Source organism: Pseudomonas sp. Nvir (assembly GCF_963778085.1).
Lineage (GTDB): Bacteria > Pseudomonadota > Gammaproteobacteria > Pseudomonadales > Pseudomonadaceae > Aquipseudomonas > Aquipseudomonas juntendi.
Genome location: NZ_OY970405.1, coordinates 5,426,714 through 5,447,953 on the forward strand (window position 1 = coordinate 5,426,714; position 21,240 = coordinate 5,447,953).

The following is a 21,240-nucleotide window of genomic DNA, read 5'->3' on the forward strand; positions in this document are numbered from 1 at the left end:
ATGTTCGGCATCAGTTTCAGCGAGCTGCTGCTCGTCGGCCTGGTCGCCCTGCTGGTGCTCGGCCCCGAGCGCCTGCCAGGCGCCGCCCGCACCGCAGGTTTGTGGATCGGGCGGCTCAAGCGCAGCTTCAACAGCATCAAGATGGAAGTGGAGCGTGAAATCGGCGCCGACGACATCCGCCGCCAGCTGCACAACGAGCACATCCTGCAGATGGAAGAGGAAGCCAAGCGCATCCTCAACCCGCTGACGCCACCGGCACAGCCGCCCGTGACCACCGCCACCGTGCAGCCACCCGCCGGGGTCGCAGCCAGGCCAGTGGAAACACCGGCCACCCCGGGCACAACCACTGAACCGCCTCAACCGCCGCGAGCCCCATGAGCGAGAATCCGGAACACGACCAGCCAATGCCGCTGGTTTCGCACCTGACCGAACTGCGCACCCGCCTGCTGCGCTGCGTTGCGGTCATTTTCCTGATCTTTGCCGGGCTGTTCTCCTTCGCCCAGCAGATCTACACCCTGGTCTCCGCCCCCCTGCGTGATCACTTGCCGGCCAATGCAACGATGATCGCCACCGACGTGGCCTCGCCGTTCCTCACGCCGTTCAAGCTGACCATGATCGTGTCGCTGTTCCTGGCCATCCCCTTCATCCTCCAGCAGATCTGGGGCTTCATCGCGCCGGGGCTGTACCGCCACGAAAAGCGCATCGCGATCCCGCTGCTGGTGTCGAGCATCCTGCTGTTCTATGCCGGTATGGCGTTCGCCTATTTCCTGGTGTTCCCGCTGATGTTCAAGTTCTTCGCGGCAGCCACCCCGGCAGGCGTGGCCATGATGACCGACATCGCCAACTACCTCGATTTCGTGATGACGTTGTTCTTCGCCTTTGGCGTGGCCTTCGAGATCCCGGTGGCGGTGGTGCTGCTGGTGTGGATCGGCGTGGTCGACGTGAAGTACCTGAAGAAGATCCGCCCTTACGTGATCATCGGCTGCTTCGTGGTCGGCATGATCCTCACGCCACCGGACATCTTCTCGCAGACCCTGCTGGCCGTACCCATGTGGTTGTTGTTCGAAGTCGGCGTGCTGTGCGGCAGCCTGGTGCGCAAGCGCAGTGCCCACGACGAAACTGCCGACGATTCCAACGACCAGCCGCCAGCGACTCAACCGTGAACCTGCTGCTGCTTGAACAGGCCGACTTCGTTTCGGCCGACCGCGTGGTGCTGGCTGACCGGCGCTTCACCCACATGCAGGAAATCCACCGCGTGGCGGTCGGCGACCAGCTGCGCGTGGGCCGCGTCAACGGCTTGATGGGCAAGGCCACGGTGCTGCGCCTGGCACCGCACCAGGCCGAGCTGGAGGTGGCCTTCGACCAGCAACCGCCGGCCAAACTGCCGCTGACCCTGGTGCTGGCTGTACCCCGCCCGAAGATGCTGCGCCGGCTGTTCCAGACCGTGGCTACCCTGGGTGTACCGCGGTTGATCCTGCTGAACAGCTACAAGGTCGAGAAAAGCTTCTGGCAAACGCCGTTCCTGCAGCCGGAAAGCATTCGGGACAACCTGATCCTCGGCCTGGAACAGGCCCGCGACACGGTACTGCCCGAGGTGATCATCGAGAAGCGCTTCAAGCCGTTCGTCGAAGACCGCCTGCCCGCGATCGCTGCTGGTACCCTGGGCCTGGTCGGTCACCCCGGCCCGTACCCTGCCTGCCCGCGCGCCGTGGACCAGCCCGTGACCCTGGCCATCGGCCCCGAAGGTGGCTGGATTCCTTACGAAATCGACCTGCTGGGCAAGGCAGGCCTGGCGCCCGTGCAACTGGGTGAGCGCATTCTGCGCGTGGAGACGGCCGTCACTGCGCTGCTTTCGCGCATTTTCTGACGCAAACGCCACGTAATCGCCCATCAAGTTTCCCTTTCCCGGGCCGATGGCCTTGGCAACACAACAAAGTTTCGTGCTGCCAAGCCGACCGGGAGTCTACATGTATCAATGGTTAGCCCAATCGCTGGGCAATATGAGCGTGAACCGCAAACTGGGAATGGGTTTCGGCCTGGTCCTGCTCTTGACCGTGGCCATCACCCTGACCGGCTGGCACGGCATGGACAGCATCATCGGCCGTGGCGACAAGCTGGGGAACATCTCGGTCATTCAGCAGCACACTCAGGAACTGCGTATCGCCCGCCAGCGTTATCAACGCGAGCGTGATGAGGCCTCGATCGCAGACGTGGAAAAAGCCCTGGCTACGCTGGACCGCCAGGTACAAGTGATGCTCGGCCAGATCGAGCAGCCCGCCGACCACCAGCGCCTGGAGCAGCAGCGCGAGGCCGTGCGCGGCTACCAGCAGGCCTTGGGCGAGCTGAAACAGGCCGGCCAACGCCGCGAAGCAAGCCGCGCAGTGCTCGGCGATAGCGCCGACAAGGCCGTCGAACTGCTGAGCCGGGTGCAACAGCGCCTGCGCCAGGGCGGCGACATAAGCCAATACCAGTCGGCCGTGGAGGTCAACGCCCTGCTGCAGCAAGCCCGCTTCCAGGTACGCGGTTATACCTACAGCGGCAATGCCGAGTACCAGCAAACCGCCTTCAAAGCCATCGACCAGGCCTTGCTCGAACTGCGCGCGCTGCCGGCCAAGGTGCCGGCCGACTATGCCGCCAGCCTGGACGACGCTGCCACTGCCATGGGCGGCTACCGGGATGCGGTCAGCCAGTTCGGCGCTGCCCAGACGGCCAGCGATCAAGCCTTGCAACGCATGGTCGAGTTCGGCGCAGCGCTGCTGCAGACCAGCGAGGCGATGACCACCTCCCAGACCGCCGTACGGGATAGCGCTGCCGCCCAGGCCAAGACCCTGCTGCTGATCGCCACCGTGCTGGCGCTGGCCCTTGGCCTGCTGGCAGCCTGGGCGATTACCCGGCAGATCGTCGTGCCCTTGCGCCAGACCCTGAGCGCCGCCGAGCGGGTAGCCAGCGGCGACCTCAGCCACAACCTGCCGGTAGACCGCCGTGACGAGCTGGGCCAGTTGCAAGCCAGCATGCAGCGCATGACCCAAGGCTTGCGCGAGCTGATCGGTGGCATCGGCGATGGGGTAACGCAGATCGCCAGTGCGGCCGAGCAACTGTCGGCGGTGACCGAGCAGACCAGCGCCGGGGTCAACAACCAGAAGGTCGAGACCGATCAGGTGGCGACTGCCATGAACCAGATGACCGCGACCGTGCACGACGTGGCACGCAACGCCGAGCAAGCCTCGGAAGCAGCCTTGATGGCCGACCAGCAGGCCCGTGAAGGTGACCGGGTGGTGGGCGAAGCGGTGGCGCAGATCGAGCGCCTGGCCGGCGAAGTGATCAACTCCAGCGAAGCGATGAACCAGCTCAAGGCCGAGAGCGACAAGATCGGCAGCGTGCTCGACGTGATCAAGTCGGTGGCTCAACAGACCAACTTGCTGGCGCTCAACGCAGCGATCGAGGCTGCCCGTGCAGGCGAAGCCGGGCGCGGCTTTGCCGTGGTGGCCGACGAAGTGCGCAGCCTGGCCCAGCGCACCCAGCAGTCGACCGAAGAAATCGAAGAACTGATTGCCGGCTTGCAAAGCGGAACCCAGCGGGTGGCCAGCGTGATGGACAGCAGCCGCCAACTGACTGACAGCAGCGTCGAGCTGACCCGCCGCGCCGGCAGCTCCCTGGAAACCATCACCCGTACCGTGTCGTCGATCCAGGCGATGAACCAGCAGATCGCCACCGCGGCAGAAGAGCAAACGGCCGTGGCCGAAGAGATCAACCGCAGCGTGATGAATGTGCGGGACATTTCCGACCAGACCTCGGCGGCCAGTGAGGAGACGGCCAGCTCCAGCGTGGAGCTGGCGCGGCTGGGCACCCATTTGCAAGGGTTGGTGGGGCGCTTCAGGCTCTGATCGGGTGTGCCTGGCCTCTTCGCGTCGGTTCGGCGCGGAGCGGCCAGGCACAGGCGACACATTTCCTACTAGCCGCAGCGAAATTTCCTACCTGATTATCAGGTCAAGTCCTACAGCTCCGCTGCCGATGGGCAAAGGTGTCATGCCGGCAATACGCCTGCATGCCCTCCCCCTTTCGCACGGAGACTCACCATGCTCGGCTACCTCAACCGCAAGCTCGGCAACATCAGCGTGGCTGCCAAGCTGGCCCTCGGCTTCGCTGTGGTCCTGCTGCTTACCCTGGCCACCACCATCAGCGGCTGGCGTGCGTTGGACGACGCCATCGTCCGCTCGCAACAGCTCAGCGAAATCGGCCGGATCAACGACCTGACCAAAGACCTGCGCGCAGAGCGCATCACCTTCCGCGTGCTCAACGACGACGCCAGCAAGGCCACTATCGGCAGCATCCTCGACCAGCTCAACAGCATGCTCAGCACCCTGCAGCAGCGCAGCAACGTCGATGAGTCGCGCCAGATGCTGACCGAAAAGCTGACCCTGCTGCAGCGCCTGCGCGATGACTTCACCGAGTTGCAGCGCACCGTCGCCAACCGGGTGGCCTTGCGCCAGGCAATGCAGGAGCAGGAGCAGAAGCTCAACGATGCCATCGACGAGCTGCAGACCCAGGCGTTGCTGAACATGCCGGCCCACAGCCAGCAAAATGGTGCCCTGGCGCAAATGGACACCCTCAGCCGGCAAGTGGACGGTGCCAACCAGCAAAGCCTGGTACCCGCCTACACGTTCGCCCCGGTCGAGGACTTTGCCAAAGTCGGCGACAGCGCCCTGGACGCAGCCCAGGCCAGCCTCGAGCAACTGCTCAAAGGCCTGGCGCCGCTTGGCCTGCCACGCGCTGTCAGCGAGCATCCCGGTGTCGAGCTGGCCAAATACCGCGCCAGCCTGGACCAATACCGGCGCGCCGCCGTGCGGGTCGAGCAATTGCAGAACAACATGGAGCGAATGGGCAACGAGTTGCGCGCGCTCAGCTTGGAACTGGGTAAACGCAAGGTCGAGCAACGTGACCGCGAAGCCTTGGCCGCCCGCTCGCTGCTGACCAGCGTTGCGTTGCTGGCACTGGTAGCGGGGGCCCTGGCTGCCTGGCTGATCACCCTGCAGATCACCCAACCCTTGCGCCAGACCCTGGCGGTGGCGGCGCGCATCGCCAAGGGCGACCTGAGCCAGGTCGACACCGTGCAGCGCCGTGACGAAATGGGCCAGTTGCAGACCAGCATGCGGGAGATGACCTTGAGCCTGCGCGAACTGATCGGGGGCATCGACCAGGGCGTCGGCCAGCTGTCGCAGGCGGCATCGCAGCTGGCGACCAGCAGCGAAGACACCAAGCTGCGCATCAACCAGCAGCGCGAGGAAACCGACCAGGTTGCCACCGCCATGAACCAGATGAGCGCCACGGTTCAGGAAGTGGCGCAAAACGCCGAGCAGGCCTCGCAGGCCGCCACCAGCGCCGACCAGCAGGCCCAGGTGGGCGACCAGGTGGTGGCCGAAGCCATCGGCCGCATCGAGCAATTGGCCGGGCAGATGGACCATTGCCTGGCGGCCATGCATCACCTGGCGGGCGAAAGCCAGCGGATTGGCAGCATTCTCGATGTCATCAAGTCGGTCTCCGAGCAGACCAACCTGCTGGCCCTGAACGCTGCCATCGAAGCGGCACGGGCCGGTGAAGCCGGGCGCGGTTTCGCCGTGGTGGCCGATGAGGTACGCGGCCTGGCCCAGCGCACCTCCACCGCAACCGAAGAGATCGGCCAGTTGATCGACAGCCTGCACAGCGGCACCGACGAGGTCACCCGCTTGCTGGACAACAGCAAGCAGCTGACCGAACAAAGTGTGGAGCTGAGCCGCAGGGCCGGCGATGCCTTGGGCCAGATCACCAACACGGTGTCGAACATCCAGGGCATGAACCAGCAGATCGCCACGGCCAGCGAAGAACAGAGCGTGGTGGCCGAGCAGATCAACCGGAGCGTGCTGAATGTGCGGGATGTGTCGGACCAGACCAGTGCGGCCAGTGAGCAGACAGCGATGTCGAGCGGCGAGCTGGAACAGCTGGGGCAGCAGCTGCGGGGGATGGTCGGGCGGTTCAATATCTGAGGGCCGCGACGCGGACATCGCAGTGGATGGCACCGGCATTGCCGGTGTTCGCGGCTAAAGCCGCTCCTACACCGACCACGTTGCGTGTAGGAGCGGCTTTAGCGGCGAAGAGGCCGGTGCAGGTTAACGCACCTGGCGCAGGAAGGCCTGCGCGCGGGGGTCTTTCGGCGCGGCAAAGAACGCGGCCGGGGCCGAGTCTTCCAGCAATTTGCCGTGATCGAAGAACAGCACCCGGTCGGCCACTTCGCGGGCAAAGCCCATTTCGTGGGTGACGCAGACCATAGTCATGCCTTCCTGGGCCAGGGTCTTCATCACGTCCAGCACCTCGCCGACCATTTCAGGGTCCAACGCAGAAGTCGGTTCATCGAACAGCATGACCTTGGGCTCCATGCACAAGGCGCGGGCAATCGCTACACGCTGCTGCTGACCGCCGGAAAGCCGTGACGGGTATTCGTTGGCCTTCTGTGCAATGCCCACCTTCTCCAGCAACGCCCGCGCCTTGGCCTCACGGTCCGCCTTGTTGCGCTTGCGCACCACCTTCTGCGCCAGGCACAGGTTTTCCAGCACGGTCATGTGCGGGAACAGGTTGAAATGCTGGAACACCATGCCGACTTCGCGGCGGTAGGCGTTGATGTCGGTCTTCGGGTCAGCCAGTTGCAGGCCGTCGATGGCGACATGGCCCTGGTCGAAGTGCTCCAGCCCGTTAAGGCAACGCAGGAAGGTGGACTTGCCCGAGCCCGACGGGCCCAGTACCACCACCACTTCGCCCTTGGCCACCTGGGTGGTGACGTTATCCACAGCCCGGACCACCTGGCCGCGGGTGTCGAATATTTTCAGCAGGTCACGGACTTCAATCACTTTGCGCAAGCCTCCGCTCGAGCCGGCTGGCAATGTGCGACAGCGGCAGGTTGATCAGCAGGTACAGGCCTGCCACACAGAACCAGATCTCGAAGGTGGAGAACGAGGTGGTAATGGCCTCGCGGCCGCTCTTGGTCAATTCGGTAATGGCGATCACCGACACCAGCGAGGTGTCCTTGACCAGGCTGATGAACTGGCCGGCCAAGGGCGGCAGTACGCGTTTGAAAGCCTGGGGCAGGATCACGTGGCGCATCGACTGGCCGGCGTTCAGGCCCAGCGAGCGCGCAGCTTCGTTCTGGCCTTTGGCGATCGACTGCACCCCGGCCCGCACGATTTCTGCCACGTAGGCGCCCGTGAACAACGCCAGTGCAGCCACCCCGGCAAATTCGCGGGACAGGTTGAGCACCGTACCGATGAAGAAGTAGAAGATGAATATCTGCACCAGCAACGGGGTGCCACGCACCAGTTCGACGTACACCGTCGACAGGTCGCGCAGGGTCGGGTTGGTCGACAACCGGCACAGGCCGGCGAACAGGCCGATCACCAGGCCCAAGGCGCCGGACACGACCGAGATCCATAGCGTGGTCCACAGGCCCCAGGCCAGCGGCCCGGCGGCCCAGTGGCGGGTCACACCGATCTGGTCGCCCTCGGCAACATCGTCGCCGCGGCTCAGTTGCAGGCTGTCCGCGTCCACATCCAGCACCTGCTCGGCGCCGCTTTCGTCCTTCAGCGTCACGCGGGCGTTATCGCCGGAAATGACGATTCCCTGCACGGTGCCGTAATCGGCTGCACGCTGGGTTTCCTCGGCCTTGTAGGCGAAGTACTGCGGAACGCGGTTCCAGCGCCACTCGTAGGAAATCATCGAGGTGGCCATGTACAGGCTGAACGCCAGGCCCACCAGGACCAGCGCGGTCAGCCCGTGCCAGGGCCACTGGGCTTTCTTGTGTTTGATCACGTGGGTACTCCAGAAAGCGTCAAGCCGCAAGCTCCAAGCTGCAAGCACAAGCGGACCGTACACCGACCCGCTTGTTCTTGCAGCTTGAAGCTTGCGGCTTGAAGCCAGCTTTTATTCCATTTCCTTCAGCCAGTCCTTGTTCTTGAACCACTTGTCGTGAATACGATCGTAGGTCCCGTCGTGCTTGATCTGGTGCAGGAAATTGTTGATGAAGTTGATGCTGTCGTAGTCGCCTTTCTTCAGGCCGAAGGCCAGCGGCTCGTAGGTGAAGGGTTCTTCGAGGAACAACAGCTTGCCGGCACCGGCCTTGTCCACCGCCACCACGTTATAGGGCGCGTCGTAGACAAAAGCGTCAGCCTTGCCGTTGACCACATCCATCACGGCTTCCTGCTCGTTGTCATAGCCATGGTACTTGGCTTTGCCGATCAGCTTCTTGGAAACCATTTCGCCGGTGGTGCCAAGCTTGGAGGTGAGGCGGTACTTCTCGTTGTTCAGGTCCTTGTACGACTTGATCTCGCCTGCCAGTTCCTTGCGGATCAGCAGGGTCTGGCCAACCACGATGAAGGGTTCGCTGAAGTTCAGGCGCAGGTTGCGTTCCTGGGTAAGGGTCATGCCGCTGCCGATCATGTCGAACTTGCCGGTCAACAGCGCCGGGATGATGCCGTCGTAAGCGGTGGACACCGCCTCGAACTTGACGCCCATCGACTTGGCCATGGCTTTGAGGATATCGACCTCGAAGCCGATGATCTCGCCACGCTTGTTGGTCATCTGGAACGGCATGTAGGTCGGGTCCATGCCCACCCGCAAGGTGCCGCGCTTGACCGCATCATCGATGGCGCCGGCCTGCGCCGCTGTCACGGCGACCAGGGCGGTGACACCGACCAGCAGTCGCGAAAGGTATTTCTTGATCATCACCAAGTCCCCTAGCAAGAAAAGTAGCGAATCTTATTGTGTTGGCACGGCCGTACCGGCCGATGCTTCGTATCGGAGAGGGATGCTAACGCATGCCGGCCCGGGGACCTAGCACTGGGGGGGACTTTGTTGGCCAAAATCAGGGGTGGGCCCTTGAAGCTTCGCGGGCACGCCACACATCGATCCACGCCGCATTGTGCTCGGCCCATACCTGCTCGTGCAGGCGGCTCAAGGCGACCGGGTCGCTGAGCAACGCCAGGCGGGTATTGAGGTCCAGCCCTTTCGGCCCGACCTCGATGGCCTTGGCCACGCGCTCGGCACGCAGCGCCTCGATCGGCGCCGCCTGCCCGTGGCGGGCCGTGGCCATGGCGCAGGCCAGGGCGTTCTGCCGCGGGTCGACCACAGCACGCACGAAACCGTCATGCAGGGCATGCCAGCGGTTTTCGTGGGTGTACTGGTCGGTTGCCAGCAGCTCCTGCGGCGTCGCGTATTCCTCGGGGATCAGGAACAGCTTCTCGTCCTTGGCCGCCAGCCCCAGACGGGTGCGGCTGGAAATGACCGATACCGGAATCGACAGCATCAGCGAACCGACGATCGGCGCCAGCCACCACAGGAAGCTTGGGTTCAGCCATGCCACCAGCCCGGCCCAGGCGATGCCCAGCAGCGTCTGCGGGCCATGCCGACGCACCGCTTCGCTCCACGGTGTGGAGTCGTCGTCGCGCTGCGGCGAGTTCCAGGTCGCCGCCCAACCGAGGAACGCGGCCAGGACGAAGCGGGTATGGAAGATCATGCGCACAGGCGCCAGCAGCATGGAGAACAGCATCTCCATCAGCATCGACAAGGTGACCTTGATTCGCCCGCCGAACTCGACGGCGCCCTTGGCCCAGATCAGGATGACGCTGAGCAGCTTGGGCAGGAACAGCAGCACGATGGTGGTGGAGAACAGCGCCACGGCCTTTTCCGGGTGCCACTGTGGCCACAGCGGGTACAGCTGGTACGGCTCGATGAAGTACTGCGGCTCCATCAGCGTGTTGGTCGCCAGCAGCGCGGTCGACAGCACCAGGAACAGGAACCACAACGGTGCCGACAGGTACGACATGACCCCTGTGAGAAACACCGCACGGTGCACCGGGTGCATGCCCTTGACCAGGAACAGGCGGAAGTTCATCAGGTTGCCGTGGCACCAGCGACGGTCACGCTTGAGCTCGTCAAGCAGGTTCGGCGGTAGCTCTTCGTAACTGCCCGGCAAGTCGTAGGCGATCCACACGCCCCAGCCGGCACGGCGCATCAACGCCGCTTCGACGAAGTCGTGGGACAGGATGGCGCCGGCGAAGGCGCCCTTGCCCGGCAACGGCGCCAAGGCGCAGTGCTCGATGAACGGCTTCATGCGGATGATCGCGTTGTGGCCCCAGTAGTGCGACTCGCCCAGTTGCCAGAAATGTAGCCCGGCAGTGAACAGCGGGCCGTACACGCGGGTGGCGAACTGCTGCATGCGCGCATACAGGGTGTCCATGCCCGAGGCTTTCGGCCCGGTCTGGATGATACCGGCGTCCGGGTTGGCCTCCATCAGGCGCACCAGGCTGCTCAGGCATTCGCCACTCATGACACTGTCGGCGTCGAGCACGACCATGTACTTGTACTCGCCACCCCAGCGACGGCAGAAGTCGTCGAGGTTGCCGCTCTTGCGCTTCACGCGCCGCCGGCGGCGGCGGTAGAAGATCCGGCCAAAGCCTTTGGTTTCACGGCACACGTCCAGCCAGGCCTGCTGTTCGGCCACGGCGATGTCGGTGTCGTTGGTGTCGCTGAGCACGAAGAAGTCGAAACGGTCGAGGTTGCCACTGGCGGCCACCGATTCGAACGTCGCCCGCAGGCCGGCGAATACCCGCGGCACGTCCTCGTTGCAGATCGGCATCACCAGCGCGGTACGCGCCTCGGGCGCAATCGGCTCGTTGCCGGCGCTGCTGCCGGAGATCTTGTACTTGTCGCGCCCGGTGAGCAGCTCCAGGAAGCCCATCAGCGCGGTCCAGAAGCCCGCCGACACCCAGCAGAACAGGATGCCGAAGAGGATCAGGATGGAAGTCTGCAAGGCATAGGGCCATACCTGCACCACCGTATCCCACAACGGCTGGTTGAGCACTTCGTCTAGGTCGACGAACGACCAGCCCTGGTACGGCAGGATGCTCTTCATGTACCAGCCGGCAACGATGGTCTGACCGATCATCAGGGCCAGCAGGATATAACGGCGGATCGACCCGACGGTGCGCCAGCGCGCTGCCGGCAGCTCGCGCTTGGGCGGCTGCGGCGCATTGGGGCGGCCGGTCATGCGGCGCCACATGCGGACCAACAGGTTGGTGCGCCACGGCTCCGGCACGACCTTGGTACGCTTGATAGGCGGGGCAATCTTCAGGCACAGGCGGCCGCTGCCGTCGACGCCGAGCATTTCGGCCTCTTCCAGCTCCGCGGCGCTGCCTACGGTAAGGCGCGGACCCACCGAGGCCTGCACGGCCTCGGCAGGGCTGGCGGCCGGGTTGGCCGCCAGGCGTTGGTGCAGCTCACTGAACGAGGTGCAGCTGGCCAGTTCTGCCCGCTGCTCGTCGCCAAGTGGTAGGTGGGCCAGGTACTCGCCAAGCGATTCCGGCCTTGCGCTTGAGTTACTCATCGGCAGGCAACTGATAGCTCCAGGTCTCGGTCAGCACCTTCTCGGTGGTGGCCGGGGCCCCGTTGGTGGGCGCCGCGTCGGCGGCAGGTTGTTCGGCCTTGGCGGCCTTGTCCGCTTTGTCGGCCTTGGCAGGCTTGGCGGCGGCCTTGTCTTGCTTGGCGTCCTGGGCAGGCTTGGCCGGTTCGGCTGGCACATCACGCACCAGCGCGGCACGCATTTCGGTCGACTTGTTGGCCTCTTTGACCTTCAGCCGCAGGGTCAGGCGCCAGCCCTTGGTCTCTGGGTTATAGCGCAGGTTGTTCTCGACCACATCGGCGTTGTCGCCCACGCTGACCTGGCTGCGCAGCGGAGTGTCCTCAGGCAGGGCAGCCAGCGCCGGGCCGGCGAAGTCGACCACGAAGGCCACGCTGCCGTCTGGCTGGCGGATCAGGTTGGACTGCTTGACGTCACCCGTGGAGCGCAGGGTCTGCTTGACCCAGCCCAGGTCAGGGGCCTGGAACTTGGGTTCGTCGATGGTGAAGTGCAGACGGTAGTCGTACTCGAACGGCTTGCCGGGTTCAGGCAGCTTTTCCGGGCTCCAGAACGCCACGATATTGTCGTTGGTCTCGTCGGCAGTCGGGATTTCGACCAGGTCGACGGTGCCCTTGCCCCAGTCACCCTTCGGCTCGATCCAGGCGCTTGGGCGCTTCTGGTAGTTGTCGTCGAGGTCTTCGTAGTCGCTGAAGGCACGCTGACGCTGCATCAGGCCGAAACCGCGTGGGCTTTCCACGCTGAAGTTGCTGACCGACAGGTGTTTCGGGTTGTTCAGCGGGCGCCAGATCCACTCGCCGTTGCCAGCGTGGATGGACAGGCCTTCGGAGTCATGCAGGGCCGGCCGGTAGTTGAGCACTTTGGACGGCTGGTTAGGGCCGAACAGGTACATGCTGGTCAGCGGGGCAATGCCCAGGCGGCTGACCTGATCACGCAGGAACACGCGGGACTGCACGTCGACCACGGTGTCGGTGCCTGGGCGCAGGATCAGTTTGTAGGCGCCGGTGGAACGCGGCGAGTCCAGCAGGGCGTAGATCACCAAATGCTTGTCAGCCGGCTTGGGCTTCTCGACCCAGAACTCGGTAAAGCGCGGGAACTCCTCGCCCGACGGCAGCGCGGTGTCGATGGCCAGGCCACGGGCCGACAGGCCGTATACATGGCCCTTGCCGACTACGCGGAAGTAGCTGGCACCCAGCAGGGTCATGATTTCGTCCTGCTTGTCTGCCTTGTTGATCGGGTACAGCACACGGAAACCGGCGTACCCCAGGTTCTTGGTGGTATCCGGGTCGTGTGGCACGTCACCGAACTCGAAACGGCTCGGGTCGTACTTGATTTCCTCGACCTTGGTCGCGGTGACTTCGTTGATTTTCACCGGTGTGTCGAAGTGCATGCCCTGGTGGTAGAAGGACAGCTTGAACGGAGTCTTGTCCTTGGCCCACTCGGCCTTTTCCTGCAGGAAGTGGATCTTCTGGTAGTCCGCGAACTTCATGTCGCGGAACACTGCCGGCAGGTTGCTTTTCGGTGCCTCGTACTTCTGGCCGGCCAGATCCTTTGCCTTGGCTGCAACATCGTCAAGATTGAATGCCCACAGCTGGCCCGCGCTCATCAGGCCAACCAGGGCCATGCTGGCCATCAGGGCCTTGCGCAACCGGATGCCGGGGATTCTTGATGCTTTTTGGGGACTAACAATCACGAGCAACCCTCGCCGAAAACAGATCATGAAACCAACGGCCAGCGACAAATGCCGGGTTGGCGAGCACTGTTCGGACCCCGAGAGGGCGTAATGATTCCCCAAACGGTTCCAGACAATGCTCGAGTCAGAGTGAAACGAACCTGCGAACGCAGGTCCATGCAGCGCGCGATTATCCAGCAGGTCGCGTGACAACGCATCAGGCTGGAACAACTATTTATCGTACAAAACCCCTTGTTTTCCTGTGAACAAGGGGTTTATTGACCTCAAATTTGTAACATAAATGTCACGGGGCCATCATTTACCAAGTGCACCTGCATATCTGCGCCAAATCGGCCGCTGGCCACAGGGGCGTATTGGCTGTTGGCCTGCTGCAAAAGATAGTCGAACAATTCGGCCCCGAGCGCCGGCGGCGCAGCCGTCGAGAAGCTCGGGCGCAGGCCGTTGCGGGTGTCTGCCGCCAAGGTGAACTGCGACACCAGCAGCAAGCCGCCGCCCACATCCTTGAGCGACTTGTTCATCTTGCCCTGCTCGTCGCTGAACACCCGGTAGTTCAACAGCTTGTGCAAAAGCTTATCGGCGTGCTCGCGGGAATCTTCAGGCTCTACGGCAACCAGCACCAGCAACCCCTGGTCGATGGCACCCACCACCTCGCCCGCGACTTCTACCCGCGCCCCACGCACCCGTTGCAGCAGGCCCCTCATGCTTCTTCCAGCGGCAGGTCGAGCAAGCGGCGTGCCATTTGGTCGGCGGCACGGACCAGTGCATCGGTAATGCCAGGCTCGGAGGCCGCATGGCCAGCGTCACGGATCACCTTCAGCTCGCTGTTCGGCCAGGCCTGGTGCAGGGCCCAGGCGTTGTCCAGCGGGCAGATCACATCGTAGCGGCCGTGCACGATCACTGCCGGCAAATGGGCGATTTTCGGCAGGTCGCGGATCAGCTGGTCCGGCTCGAGGAACGCGTTGTTCATGAAGAAGTGACATTCGATACGGGCAATCGACAGGGCCCGCTGCGGCTCGGAGAAGCGGTCGACCACCAGCGGATTGGGGCGCAGGGTGGCGGTGCGACCTTCCCAGGTGGACCAGGCCTTGGCGGCGTGCATCTGGGCGATCTGGTCATTGCCGGTAAGGCGCTTGTGGAAGGCCGCCACCAGGTCTCCACGCTCCTGCGCGGGGATCGGCGCAATGTAGTCCTGCCAGTAGTCGGGGAACAGGCGACTGGCGCCCTCCTGGTAGAACCACTGGATTTCCTGGGGCCGGCACAGGAATATGCCGCGCAGGATCAGGCCATGCACCCGCTCGGGGTGGGTCTGGGCGTAAGCCAGGGCCAGGGTGGAGCCCCACGAGCCACCGAACAGCACCCATTTATCGATACCCAGGTGCTCGCGGATACGCTCCATGTCTTTGACCAGGTGCCACGTGGTGTTGTTCTCCAGGCTGGCATGGGGCGTGGAGCGGCCACAGCCGCGCTGGTCGAAGGTGATGATGCGATACAGGTTGGGGTCAAAATAGCAGCGGCTCTGGGCGTCGCAACCAGCGCCAGGGCCACCGTGGATGAACACCACGGGCAAACCTTCCGGCGAGCCGCTTTCGTCGACATACAACACATGCGGCGCTTCCACGGCCAGATCGTGCCGGGCGTAGGGTTTGATCTGCGGGTAGAGGGTCTGCATCGCGCACTCCGTGTGAGGATATATTCGGCCGTTGGCCATCATAAACCTGAATTGCGCTTAGAGCATGTACCTAAGCGAGATCATCTTATGTGCAGGGCGCAGGCGAGCCTCCCTAGCATCGGGGAACACCCTCGAAGTGAGACTCCCCATGATCGACGCCACCAAACCTGCAGCCTGCGAGCCCGACTTCTACCACCAGTTGGTCAGCAGCAAGCTACCCGCCTGGGTGGTCGACGCCCGGCCAGAGCAGCGCCGCCAGCTGCGTCAGGCGGCCAGCCAGCGCGACCCCAGGCTGGAACGCGCATGCCTGGCACACCCAACGGTGGCCAAGGCCCTGGTGCAAACCTATGGCCAACACGTGCAAGCCGAAGCGAACCTGAGTGCCCTCCTGGCAACCCTGCCTGACCTGCAGCGCTATGCCACCGAGCTGCTGTCCACCGCGGTCAGCCAGCGCTTGGGCACCACACTCGATGTCGAGCGTACCTACCTGATGAACCTGAACAGGGCGGCCGCCCTTACCGAGGCGCTCTCCAGCCCTGGCGGCGATCCTTTCGTCACTTCGTCCCGCGCGCTGAAGCTGGCAACCCAACCCCTGCTGCATTGTGCCTTGCAGAACTTCGAGGCCTTCGAGGCCCAGCCGGACGGCTTGCGCGCCGGCGGCCACGCCTCGGCCATTCTCGATAGCAACGACGTTGGCCTGGCCTCCCAGGCGGTGCCACTGCCCATCGTCGCGGAAGCGTTCGCGGCCCTGGCACGCGAGCTGGATATCGGCGGCAAGTATCAACGGCTGCTCGACGCGCTCGACCCACCGGGCGAGCAGCCCAACGCGCCGGCCATTGCCGGCGTGTTCAAGGCTGCCGAGCGCTCCACATTCGAGTTGCAGGTTCACTACGCCTGCCTGCTGGGCCGGATCGACACGGCCCTCCATGCAACCTTGCTCAAGCTCGCCACTGAGCCAAAGGTTGAGCACGATGGCCGCCCGGTCCTGTGTGCGGGCATCGAGTTGCTGCATGTTCCGCTGACCGGGGCCATGGCGATTGGCCTCGACGCACGCCGGCCGGTGGGCGCCGGCCGATTCCCACCAGGGCCAGTGTACCCGTATGCGGGCTGGGTGGTGCTTTACCTGCCCGGCATGCCCGAGCCGTTGACCCAGCACGCCAGCAGGGCCGATGCCGAAGCGTTCCTGCGTGAACAGCTGCCTGCCTTCCGCCGCCCGGAATGCCAGCGCCTGCTACCCGATCGGCACAAGCGCCACTTCCTGGAGCGCATCGCCAACGCGCAGGTGCGTCTGCACGTGCAGCCCTTCACCCGCCCGTGCCTGGACGAGCTGGCCTGCCAGCGGCAGAAGCGGCTGAGGGATGACGGGCTGTTCCATGCGGTGCCGACAGCCATGCAAAACGGCAAGACCGCGCAACGCCACCTTGACTACTTCAAGGCCCTGGCCTTCGTCAGCCTGAACGTTGCCGCCCTGTTCATCCCCCCGCTTGGCGCCGCGATGCTTGGGGTAACGGCCCTGCAGCTGGCCAATGAAACGTTCGAGGGCATCGACAGCTGGCTTGACGGTGATCGCCAGCAGGCATTCGACTACTTGATGGACGTGATCGACAACGTCGCCATCATGGCCGCGCTCGCGGCAGCCGGCGGGGGGCAGGCTACGCCGGTGGTCGAGCGGATCCCCGTGGAGACGCCATCATTCATCGAAGAACTGCAGCCAATCGACCTGGCCGACGGCGAGCGCCGCCTGTGGCATGCGGACCTGGCGCCCTTTGCCCACGACCGGGTATTGCCGGGTGGGCTGGAGCCAGACGAATCCGGCCTGCTTCACTACGGCGGCAAAACCTGGCTGCCCGTGGAAAACCGGGTCTACTCGGTGACCCCCGCTGCCACGGGTTACCGCCTTGAACACCCGACCCGCCCGGCAGGCTACCAGCCCAAAGCGCTGCACAATGGTGCAGGGGCATGGTTGCTGGAGTCCGAGCAGCCGCAAAGCTGGGACGGCGCACGCCTGCTGCGCCGCCTGGGGCACCTGAGCGGGTCTTTCGATGAAGCGACGTTGCAGCGAATCCTGCACGTCTGCGATATCCACGAAGACACGCTGCGCCACTGCCTGGCCCACAACCGGCGGCTGCCCGCACTGCTGGAAGACACCCTGCAGCGGTTCAAGCTGGATGCCCACATCCGCCAGCTGCCAGACCAAAGCGCCTGGCCTGCAGCGTTCACCACGGCGTACGCGCGCATCGCTAGCCCCCTGCCGGCCAACGGCGAGGTGATCCGCCGGGTCTACCCCAGCCTGCCAGCGCCGATCATCGATGAGCTGGTGCGCAACGCAAGTGCCATTGACCTGCAAGCCCTTGGTGCCGGCAAGGTGCCCCTGCACCTGGCCGAGGAAATACGCGCCTACCAACAACACGTGCGCCTTGCCCGCGCTTATGAGGGCCTGTACCTGGCCGGCGCGCAAAGCTGGGACAGCGACCGGCTGATCATGCAAACCCTGCCCCACCTGCCGGGCTGGCCAGCAGACACGCGGCTGCGCCTGTTGCAGCGCAGTCACTGGCCCGACCAGGACCATGCCATCGGCGCGCAGGGCAGCAGCCCCTGGGCGACCATCACCCACTCGCCAGCCGGCTACATCGTTCACGCGCAGGGCGAGCCCGGGGCGGTGGTGCGTCGCTACCCGCAGCTCTTCAGCGCGCTGCATGCAGCCTTGCCCGACGCCATGCAAGGCCTGGGCGTCACCAGCGGCGAGGCCCTTCAGCACCTGCTGCAACAGAGCCCGTTGTTACCCCGCCCGGCCTTACGCGATGCGTTGGGCATGCAACCGCCCCGGCCCGGCTATCGCTCGCCGATGCGCCTTGCCGATGGCCGCGTTGGCTACCGTTTGAGCAGCGGTGATGACCAAAGCCAGGGCAGCATGCGCCAGCACCTGCTGAGCACGCTGAGGGCCACCGGCATTCCGGAACGCACCGGCAGGCCGGCCGAGCAGGTGCTGATGTCGCTTGCCGCCAACGGCCGCAGCCGGCTGCAGATCCTCGAATACCTGACCACGCTGATGGAGCAACGCAACGCCTTGCAACGCAGCCTGGACGACTGGAGCGAAGCCATTTCACCGGCCTCCGACCAGGCGGCCCGCACCTATGACACCCTGCGTGAAGCGATCATGCAGCACTGGTACGACACCGCCCTGGAGGATGATGCCGCGCTCGGTGCCGAGCTGCGCGTGCAAGGCGTACCGCTGACCGACATCCCGCTGACCCTGCCCGATTTCTTCTACCGCCGCGTGCGCAGCCTGCACCTGCTCGACCTGCCAAGCGGCACCCTGGCAGGTTGGGGCCAGAGCGAGCGGCTGATGCAACGCTTGCTGCGGCTGATGCCCGGGCTGGAAGCACTGGAAATCAGCAGGCCGTACAACCCCAGGGCAACCCCCTCGCTACTGCTGCCCAGCGTGCCGACCATTGCCTCGACCCTGCCGAACCTGCGCAGGCTGGCCATGACCAACCAGAACCTGGCGTTCAGCAACAGCCACCTTGGCGAGCTGGCAGGCCATGCACGGCTTGCCCATCTGGACCTCAGTGGCAACCGGCTGCAGCAAGGCATCGACAGGGCCAGCTTCCACTGGTTTACCCTGGATTACCTGGGCTTGAACCGGATGCAACTGAGCCAATGGCCCACCGGTATCGACAGCGAAACCCTGAGCCGTATCGGGCACCTGTCGTTACAGGACAACAACCTGACGTCACTGCCCGCGTTCCTGCTGGGGGAAACGCCGCTGCAACGCGCGCCGGTGATTTCGCTGCAAGGCAACCCCATCAATGAAACGCACCTGCAACGCCTGCTGCTGAACGAACGCCCGGAAACCGCCCAGGTCACCGTGGATCAGCCCCCGGCGCTGAACCAACGGCTGGAACGCCTCCGCAGCGAGCGGCAACTCATGCGCGATGCGATCGATGGCTGGGTCCATGCCTCGAGTTCGAGCAACCCGTTGACCCAGGCGGCCCTGACCGACCGGCAGCGTATGGCAGCAGCGATAAACGCATTCTGGGAGCGCCAGGAGCAGGGCCAGCAATACCTTCGCCTGCAACTGGAGGACGTTGCCATCGAACACTTCCCGCGTCGCCTCCCGGCGTTCTTCGGCGAGCGTGTGCATGCCATGACCCTGACCCGCCTCAGTGGCACCTCAGCACAACTCAGCGAACTGCTTGCCCGCTTTCCGAACATCACCCGCCTGACCATCGATGCTCACCAAGGTGCTACGCCTGCACTGGCATCGGCCTTGCCGCGCCTGCCGCGCCTGACCTACCTGGAGTTTCGCAACATGGGCCTGGAGGTCGACCGGGCCATGCTGGAAACCTTTGCCGAGCTTGAGCACCTGACCTCGCTCGACCTGTCTGGCAACCGGGTCGGCAACATCACCCAGGTGCCTGCGCGGTTGTCCGCCAACCTGACGTCCCTCGAACTGACCAACATGAACCTGCACGCGTGGCCAGACTGGTGCGACGCGCTGCTACCCCTGGAGTTGCTGGACCTCAGCTCGAACAACATCACCCAACTGCCCGAGCACATCCTCTCCAACCTGAACAACGCCATGCCGATTTCGTCGATTTCGTTGTTCGACAACCCCTTGCCCGACGCCACCATCCTGCGCGTGCGGGCCTACTCGGATAGCCAGCGCAGTTACTCGTTCGCCCTGGACATTCCAGACAACCTGATGCTGGTCAACTCGTCCAGTGAAGGCTCGCTCGACCATCCGCACTTCCCGTTGCAGGGCGACGACACCCCCAGGCTCGAAGACTGGCTGCTGGGTGACGAGGCTCAGAACGAAGCCTTGCGCAGCTGCTGGCAACAGCTGGAGGGCAGCGACCTGTTGCGGCTAGCAGGCCGTTTGCACAATGCCGCGCCGTTCGTCGACCCTACCACCCGGGGCGACTTCTGTGCGCGGGTGCGCCTGATGCTGGTGGCAGCCGCAGCCAACCAGGATGAACGGCCGATCATGGAAAGCATTGCCGCAGCGGCGCTGCCCGACCCAGAGACGGGCTCGCAGACGTGCCACGACGGCGCACTTCAGGAGTTCAACAACATCGAACTGTACCTCATGGCCAACCGCCTGCTGATCGACGCTGGCGATACCCTGCACAGCCTGCACCAGCGCCTGTTACGGCTGTTCCGCGTGGACCAGCTGGAAAAGCTTGCCGCCACGCGCACCGGTTCGGGCGACCTGGTCTCGGTGCGCCTGGCCTACCGTCGCGAGCTGGCCAGGGAGCTGGACCTGCCGATCGCCGACAGCATGCGTTTTCGCGGGGCCGCAAACCTGGCCCGTGGCGAGCTGTCGCGGGTACTGGAAAGCGTGCGCCAGAGCGAACACAGTGAAGTGTTCATCGATTACCTGCTGGCCAATAGCAGCTGGGCCCAGCGCCTGCGCGGCGAACATGCGCCGCGCTTCGCGCAGATAGAGGCCCGTTACCGCCAGCGGGTACTGGAGCTGTCCGGCAGCGAGCACCCGCTGCACGAGGAAGTCGCTCTGCAGCAGGGCCTTTGGGAGGACAAGCAGCAGGAAGAGCTGGCGCTGCTGCGCGAACTCACCCTCACCTTCGTGGGTAATAGCTGAGCCAACCCACGCGACGGCGCGCCGCTCATTACTTGCCGTAATGCTCCCGGCCCCACGCCAATGCGGCCTGGAGCAACGCCTTCAACACCTCGCGCGTCGGCTGGGCGCGGTCTTCGCGGTAGGTAAACGGCTCCTGCTCTTCCATGTAGGTGCTTTGCGCCAGCTCCAGCTGTACGGCATGGATGTCATGCGCCGGGTCGCCGTAATGCCGGGTGATGTGGCCGCCTTTGAAACGCCCGTTAAGCACATGGCTGTAACCCTGGGCTTGGCTGCACACCTGCACCAGCCGCTCGGCCAGGTCCGGGTCGCAACTGGCGCCATTGAACGTGCCCAGGTTGAAGTCCGGCAGCCTGCCATCGAACAGGTGCGGGATCAGCGAACGAATCGAGTGGGCATCCCACAGCAGCGCGTAGCCGTGGATTTCCCGCAGGCGCGCCAGCTCGTTGCGGATCGTTTGGTGATAAGGCTGCCAGATCGTCGCCAGGCAGGCCTCGCGCGCTTCGGCAGTGGGCTCCAGCCCCTGCTTGAACAAAGGCACGCCATCGAACAGCGTGGCCGGATACAAGCCGGTTGTAGCACCGGCATATAACGGTTTGTCGTCAGCCGGGCGGTTCAAGTCGATGACGAACCGCGAATACTGCGCGGCGACCACGCTGGCCCCCAGTTCCCGGGCAAAGTCGTAAAGACGTGGTATGTGCCAATCCGTGTCGGGCAGGCTGCGCGCTTGGTCGACCAGGCCCTGGTCCACGGCCGGGGTGAGCTTGAGGCCGGCGTGGGGCATGCTGATCAGCAACGGCAAATGCCCTTGGTGGAAACTCAATACCTTGTCCATCTAGCCTCCC

The 21,240-nt window shown here is 64.4% G+C and carries 14 protein-coding genes and 2 pseudogenes; 8 read left to right on the forward strand and 8 right to left on the reverse strand.

Features of this window, described 5'->3' with window-relative positions:
* The 7 genes and pseudogenes from tatB (at position 1) to AACG97_RS28210 (ending at position 6,020) form a co-directional block, all read left to right on the forward strand.
* Positions 1–378 (forward strand): Sec-independent protein translocase protein TatB, encoded by a 378-nt coding sequence (gene tatB / locus AACG97_RS25995; RefSeq protein ID WP_009684305.1) that lies wholly within the window; start codon positions 1–3, stop codon positions 376–378.
* Entirely contained in the window at positions 375–1,163 is a 789-nt protein-coding gene (tatC, locus tag AACG97_RS26000; RefSeq protein ID WP_009684304.1) for a twin-arginine translocase subunit TatC, read from the forward strand. The genes tatB and tatC overlap by 4 nt, the downstream gene beginning before the upstream one ends.
* On the forward strand, positions 1,160–1,867 hold the full coding sequence (locus tag AACG97_RS26005) for a 16S rRNA (uracil(1498)-N(3))-methyltransferase (RefSeq protein ID WP_009684303.1): 708 nt from the start codon (positions 1,160–1,162) through the stop codon (positions 1,865–1,867). Before tatC ends, AACG97_RS26005 begins: the two co-directional genes overlap by 4 nt.
* 217 nt (positions 1,868–2,084) lie before the next feature.
* Positions 2,085–3,029, forward strand: a pseudogene (locus AACG97_RS28195) (methyl-accepting chemotaxis protein); the annotation flags it as partial.
* A gap of 141 nt (positions 3,030–3,170) precedes the next feature.
* Complete coding sequence (locus AACG97_RS28200; RefSeq protein ID WP_404940681.1) at positions 3,171–3,884, forward strand: methyl-accepting chemotaxis protein; 714 nt, start codon at positions 3,171–3,173, stop codon at positions 3,882–3,884.
* 192 nt (positions 3,885–4,076) lie between these two features.
* A pseudogene (locus tag AACG97_RS28205) lies at positions 4,077–5,165 on the forward strand (methyl-accepting chemotaxis protein); the annotation flags it as partial.
* Between the two features lie 141 nt (positions 5,166–5,306).
* Positions 5,307–6,020 carry a methyl-accepting chemotaxis protein gene (locus AACG97_RS28210; RefSeq protein WP_425595024.1) on the forward strand — a complete coding sequence of 238 codons (714 nt, stop codon included), beginning with the start codon at positions 5,307–5,309 and terminating at the stop codon, positions 6,018–6,020.
* A 123-nt stretch (positions 6,021–6,143) separates the two neighbouring features.
* On the opposite strand, the gene AACG97_RS26020 is transcribed toward AACG97_RS28210, so the two are convergent.
* The 7 genes from AACG97_RS26020 to pip all read right to left on the reverse strand — a co-directional run bounded on the left by AACG97_RS26020 (position 6,144) and on the right by pip (position 14,796).
* A complete protein-coding gene (locus tag AACG97_RS26020; RefSeq protein WP_009684300.1) occupies positions 6,144–6,878 on the reverse strand; it encodes an amino acid ABC transporter ATP-binding protein in 735 nt (244 codons plus the stop codon).
* A complete protein-coding gene (locus AACG97_RS26025; protein WP_009684299.1) occupies positions 6,871–7,833 on the reverse strand; it encodes an amino acid ABC transporter permease in 963 nt (320 codons plus the stop codon). The genes AACG97_RS26020 and AACG97_RS26025 overlap by 8 nt, the downstream gene beginning before the upstream one ends.
* A gap of 111 nt (positions 7,834–7,944) precedes the next feature.
* Positions 7,945–8,742: a transporter substrate-binding domain-containing protein gene (locus AACG97_RS26030; protein ID WP_033690660.1), complete on the reverse strand. Its 798-nt coding sequence runs from the start codon at positions 8,740–8,742 to the stop codon at positions 7,945–7,947.
* Between the two features lie 142 nt (positions 8,743–8,884).
* Positions 8,885–11,404, reverse strand: coding sequence for a glucans biosynthesis glucosyltransferase MdoH (gene mdoH, locus AACG97_RS26035; protein WP_445261812.1), 2,520 nt, complete (start codon positions 11,402–11,404; stop codon positions 8,885–8,887).
* Complete coding sequence (locus AACG97_RS26040; RefSeq protein ID WP_202981962.1) at positions 11,397–13,127, reverse strand: glucan biosynthesis protein G; 1,731 nt, start codon at positions 13,125–13,127, stop codon at positions 11,397–11,399. The genes mdoH and AACG97_RS26040 overlap by 8 nt, the downstream gene beginning before the upstream one ends.
* A gap of 263 nt (positions 13,128–13,390) precedes the next feature.
* Positions 13,391–13,828, reverse strand: a complete 438-nt coding sequence (gene dtd, locus AACG97_RS26045) for a D-aminoacyl-tRNA deacylase (protein WP_009684267.1) — start codon at positions 13,826–13,828, stop codon at positions 13,391–13,393.
* Entirely contained in the window at positions 13,825–14,796 is a 972-nt protein-coding gene (gene pip, locus AACG97_RS26050; RefSeq protein WP_009684268.1) for a prolyl aminopeptidase, read from the reverse strand. The genes dtd and pip overlap by 4 nt, the downstream gene beginning before the upstream one ends.
* 148 nt (positions 14,797–14,944) lie before the next feature.
* Between pip and AACG97_RS26055 the strand changes: the two genes are divergently transcribed.
* A complete protein-coding gene (locus tag AACG97_RS26055) occupies positions 14,945–20,398 on the forward strand; it encodes a dermonecrotic toxin domain-containing protein (RefSeq protein ID WP_232554988.1) in 5,454 nt (1,817 codons plus the stop codon).
* 28 nt (positions 20,399–20,426) lie between these two features.
* On the opposite strand, the gene hutG is transcribed toward AACG97_RS26055, so the two are convergent.
* Positions 20,427–21,230 (reverse strand): N-formylglutamate deformylase, encoded by an 804-nt coding sequence (hutG, locus tag AACG97_RS26060; RefSeq protein ID WP_009684271.1) that lies wholly within the window; start codon positions 21,228–21,230, stop codon positions 20,427–20,429.
* Positions 21,231–21,240 lie beyond the last annotated feature (10 nt).

Bases quoted from the DNA above. Each gene is read 5' to 3' on its own strand.
- tatB (WP_009684305.1), top strand. From the start codon at position 1: ATGTTCGGCATCAGTTTCAGCGAGCTGCTGCTCGTCGGCCTGGTCGCC.
- tatC (WP_009684304.1), top strand. From the start codon at position 375: ATGAGCGAGAATCCGGAACACGACCAGCCAATGCCGCTGGTTTCGCAC.
- AACG97_RS28200 (WP_404940681.1), top strand. From the start codon at position 3,171: ATGAACCAGATGACCGCGACCGTGCACGACGTGGCACGCAACGCCGAG.
- AACG97_RS28210 (WP_425595024.1), top strand. From the start codon at position 5,307: ATGAACCAGATGAGCGCCACGGTTCAGGAAGTGGCGCAAAACGCCGAG.
- mdoH (WP_445261812.1), bottom strand. From the start codon at position 11,404: ATGAGTAACTCAAGCGCAAGGCCGGAATCGCTTGGCGAGTACCTGGCC.
- dtd (WP_009684267.1), bottom strand. From the start codon at position 13,828: ATGAGGGGCCTGCTGCAACGGGTGCGTGGGGCGCGGGTAGAAGTCGCG.
- pip (WP_009684268.1), bottom strand. From the start codon at position 14,796: ATGCAGACCCTCTACCCGCAGATCAAACCCTACGCCCGGCACGATCTG.
- AACG97_RS26055 (WP_232554988.1), top strand. From the start codon at position 14,945: ATGATCGACGCCACCAAACCTGCAGCCTGCGAGCCCGACTTCTACCAC.
- hutG (WP_009684271.1), bottom strand. From the start codon at position 21,230: ATGGACAAGGTATTGAGTTTCCACCAAGGGCATTTGCCGTTGCTGATC.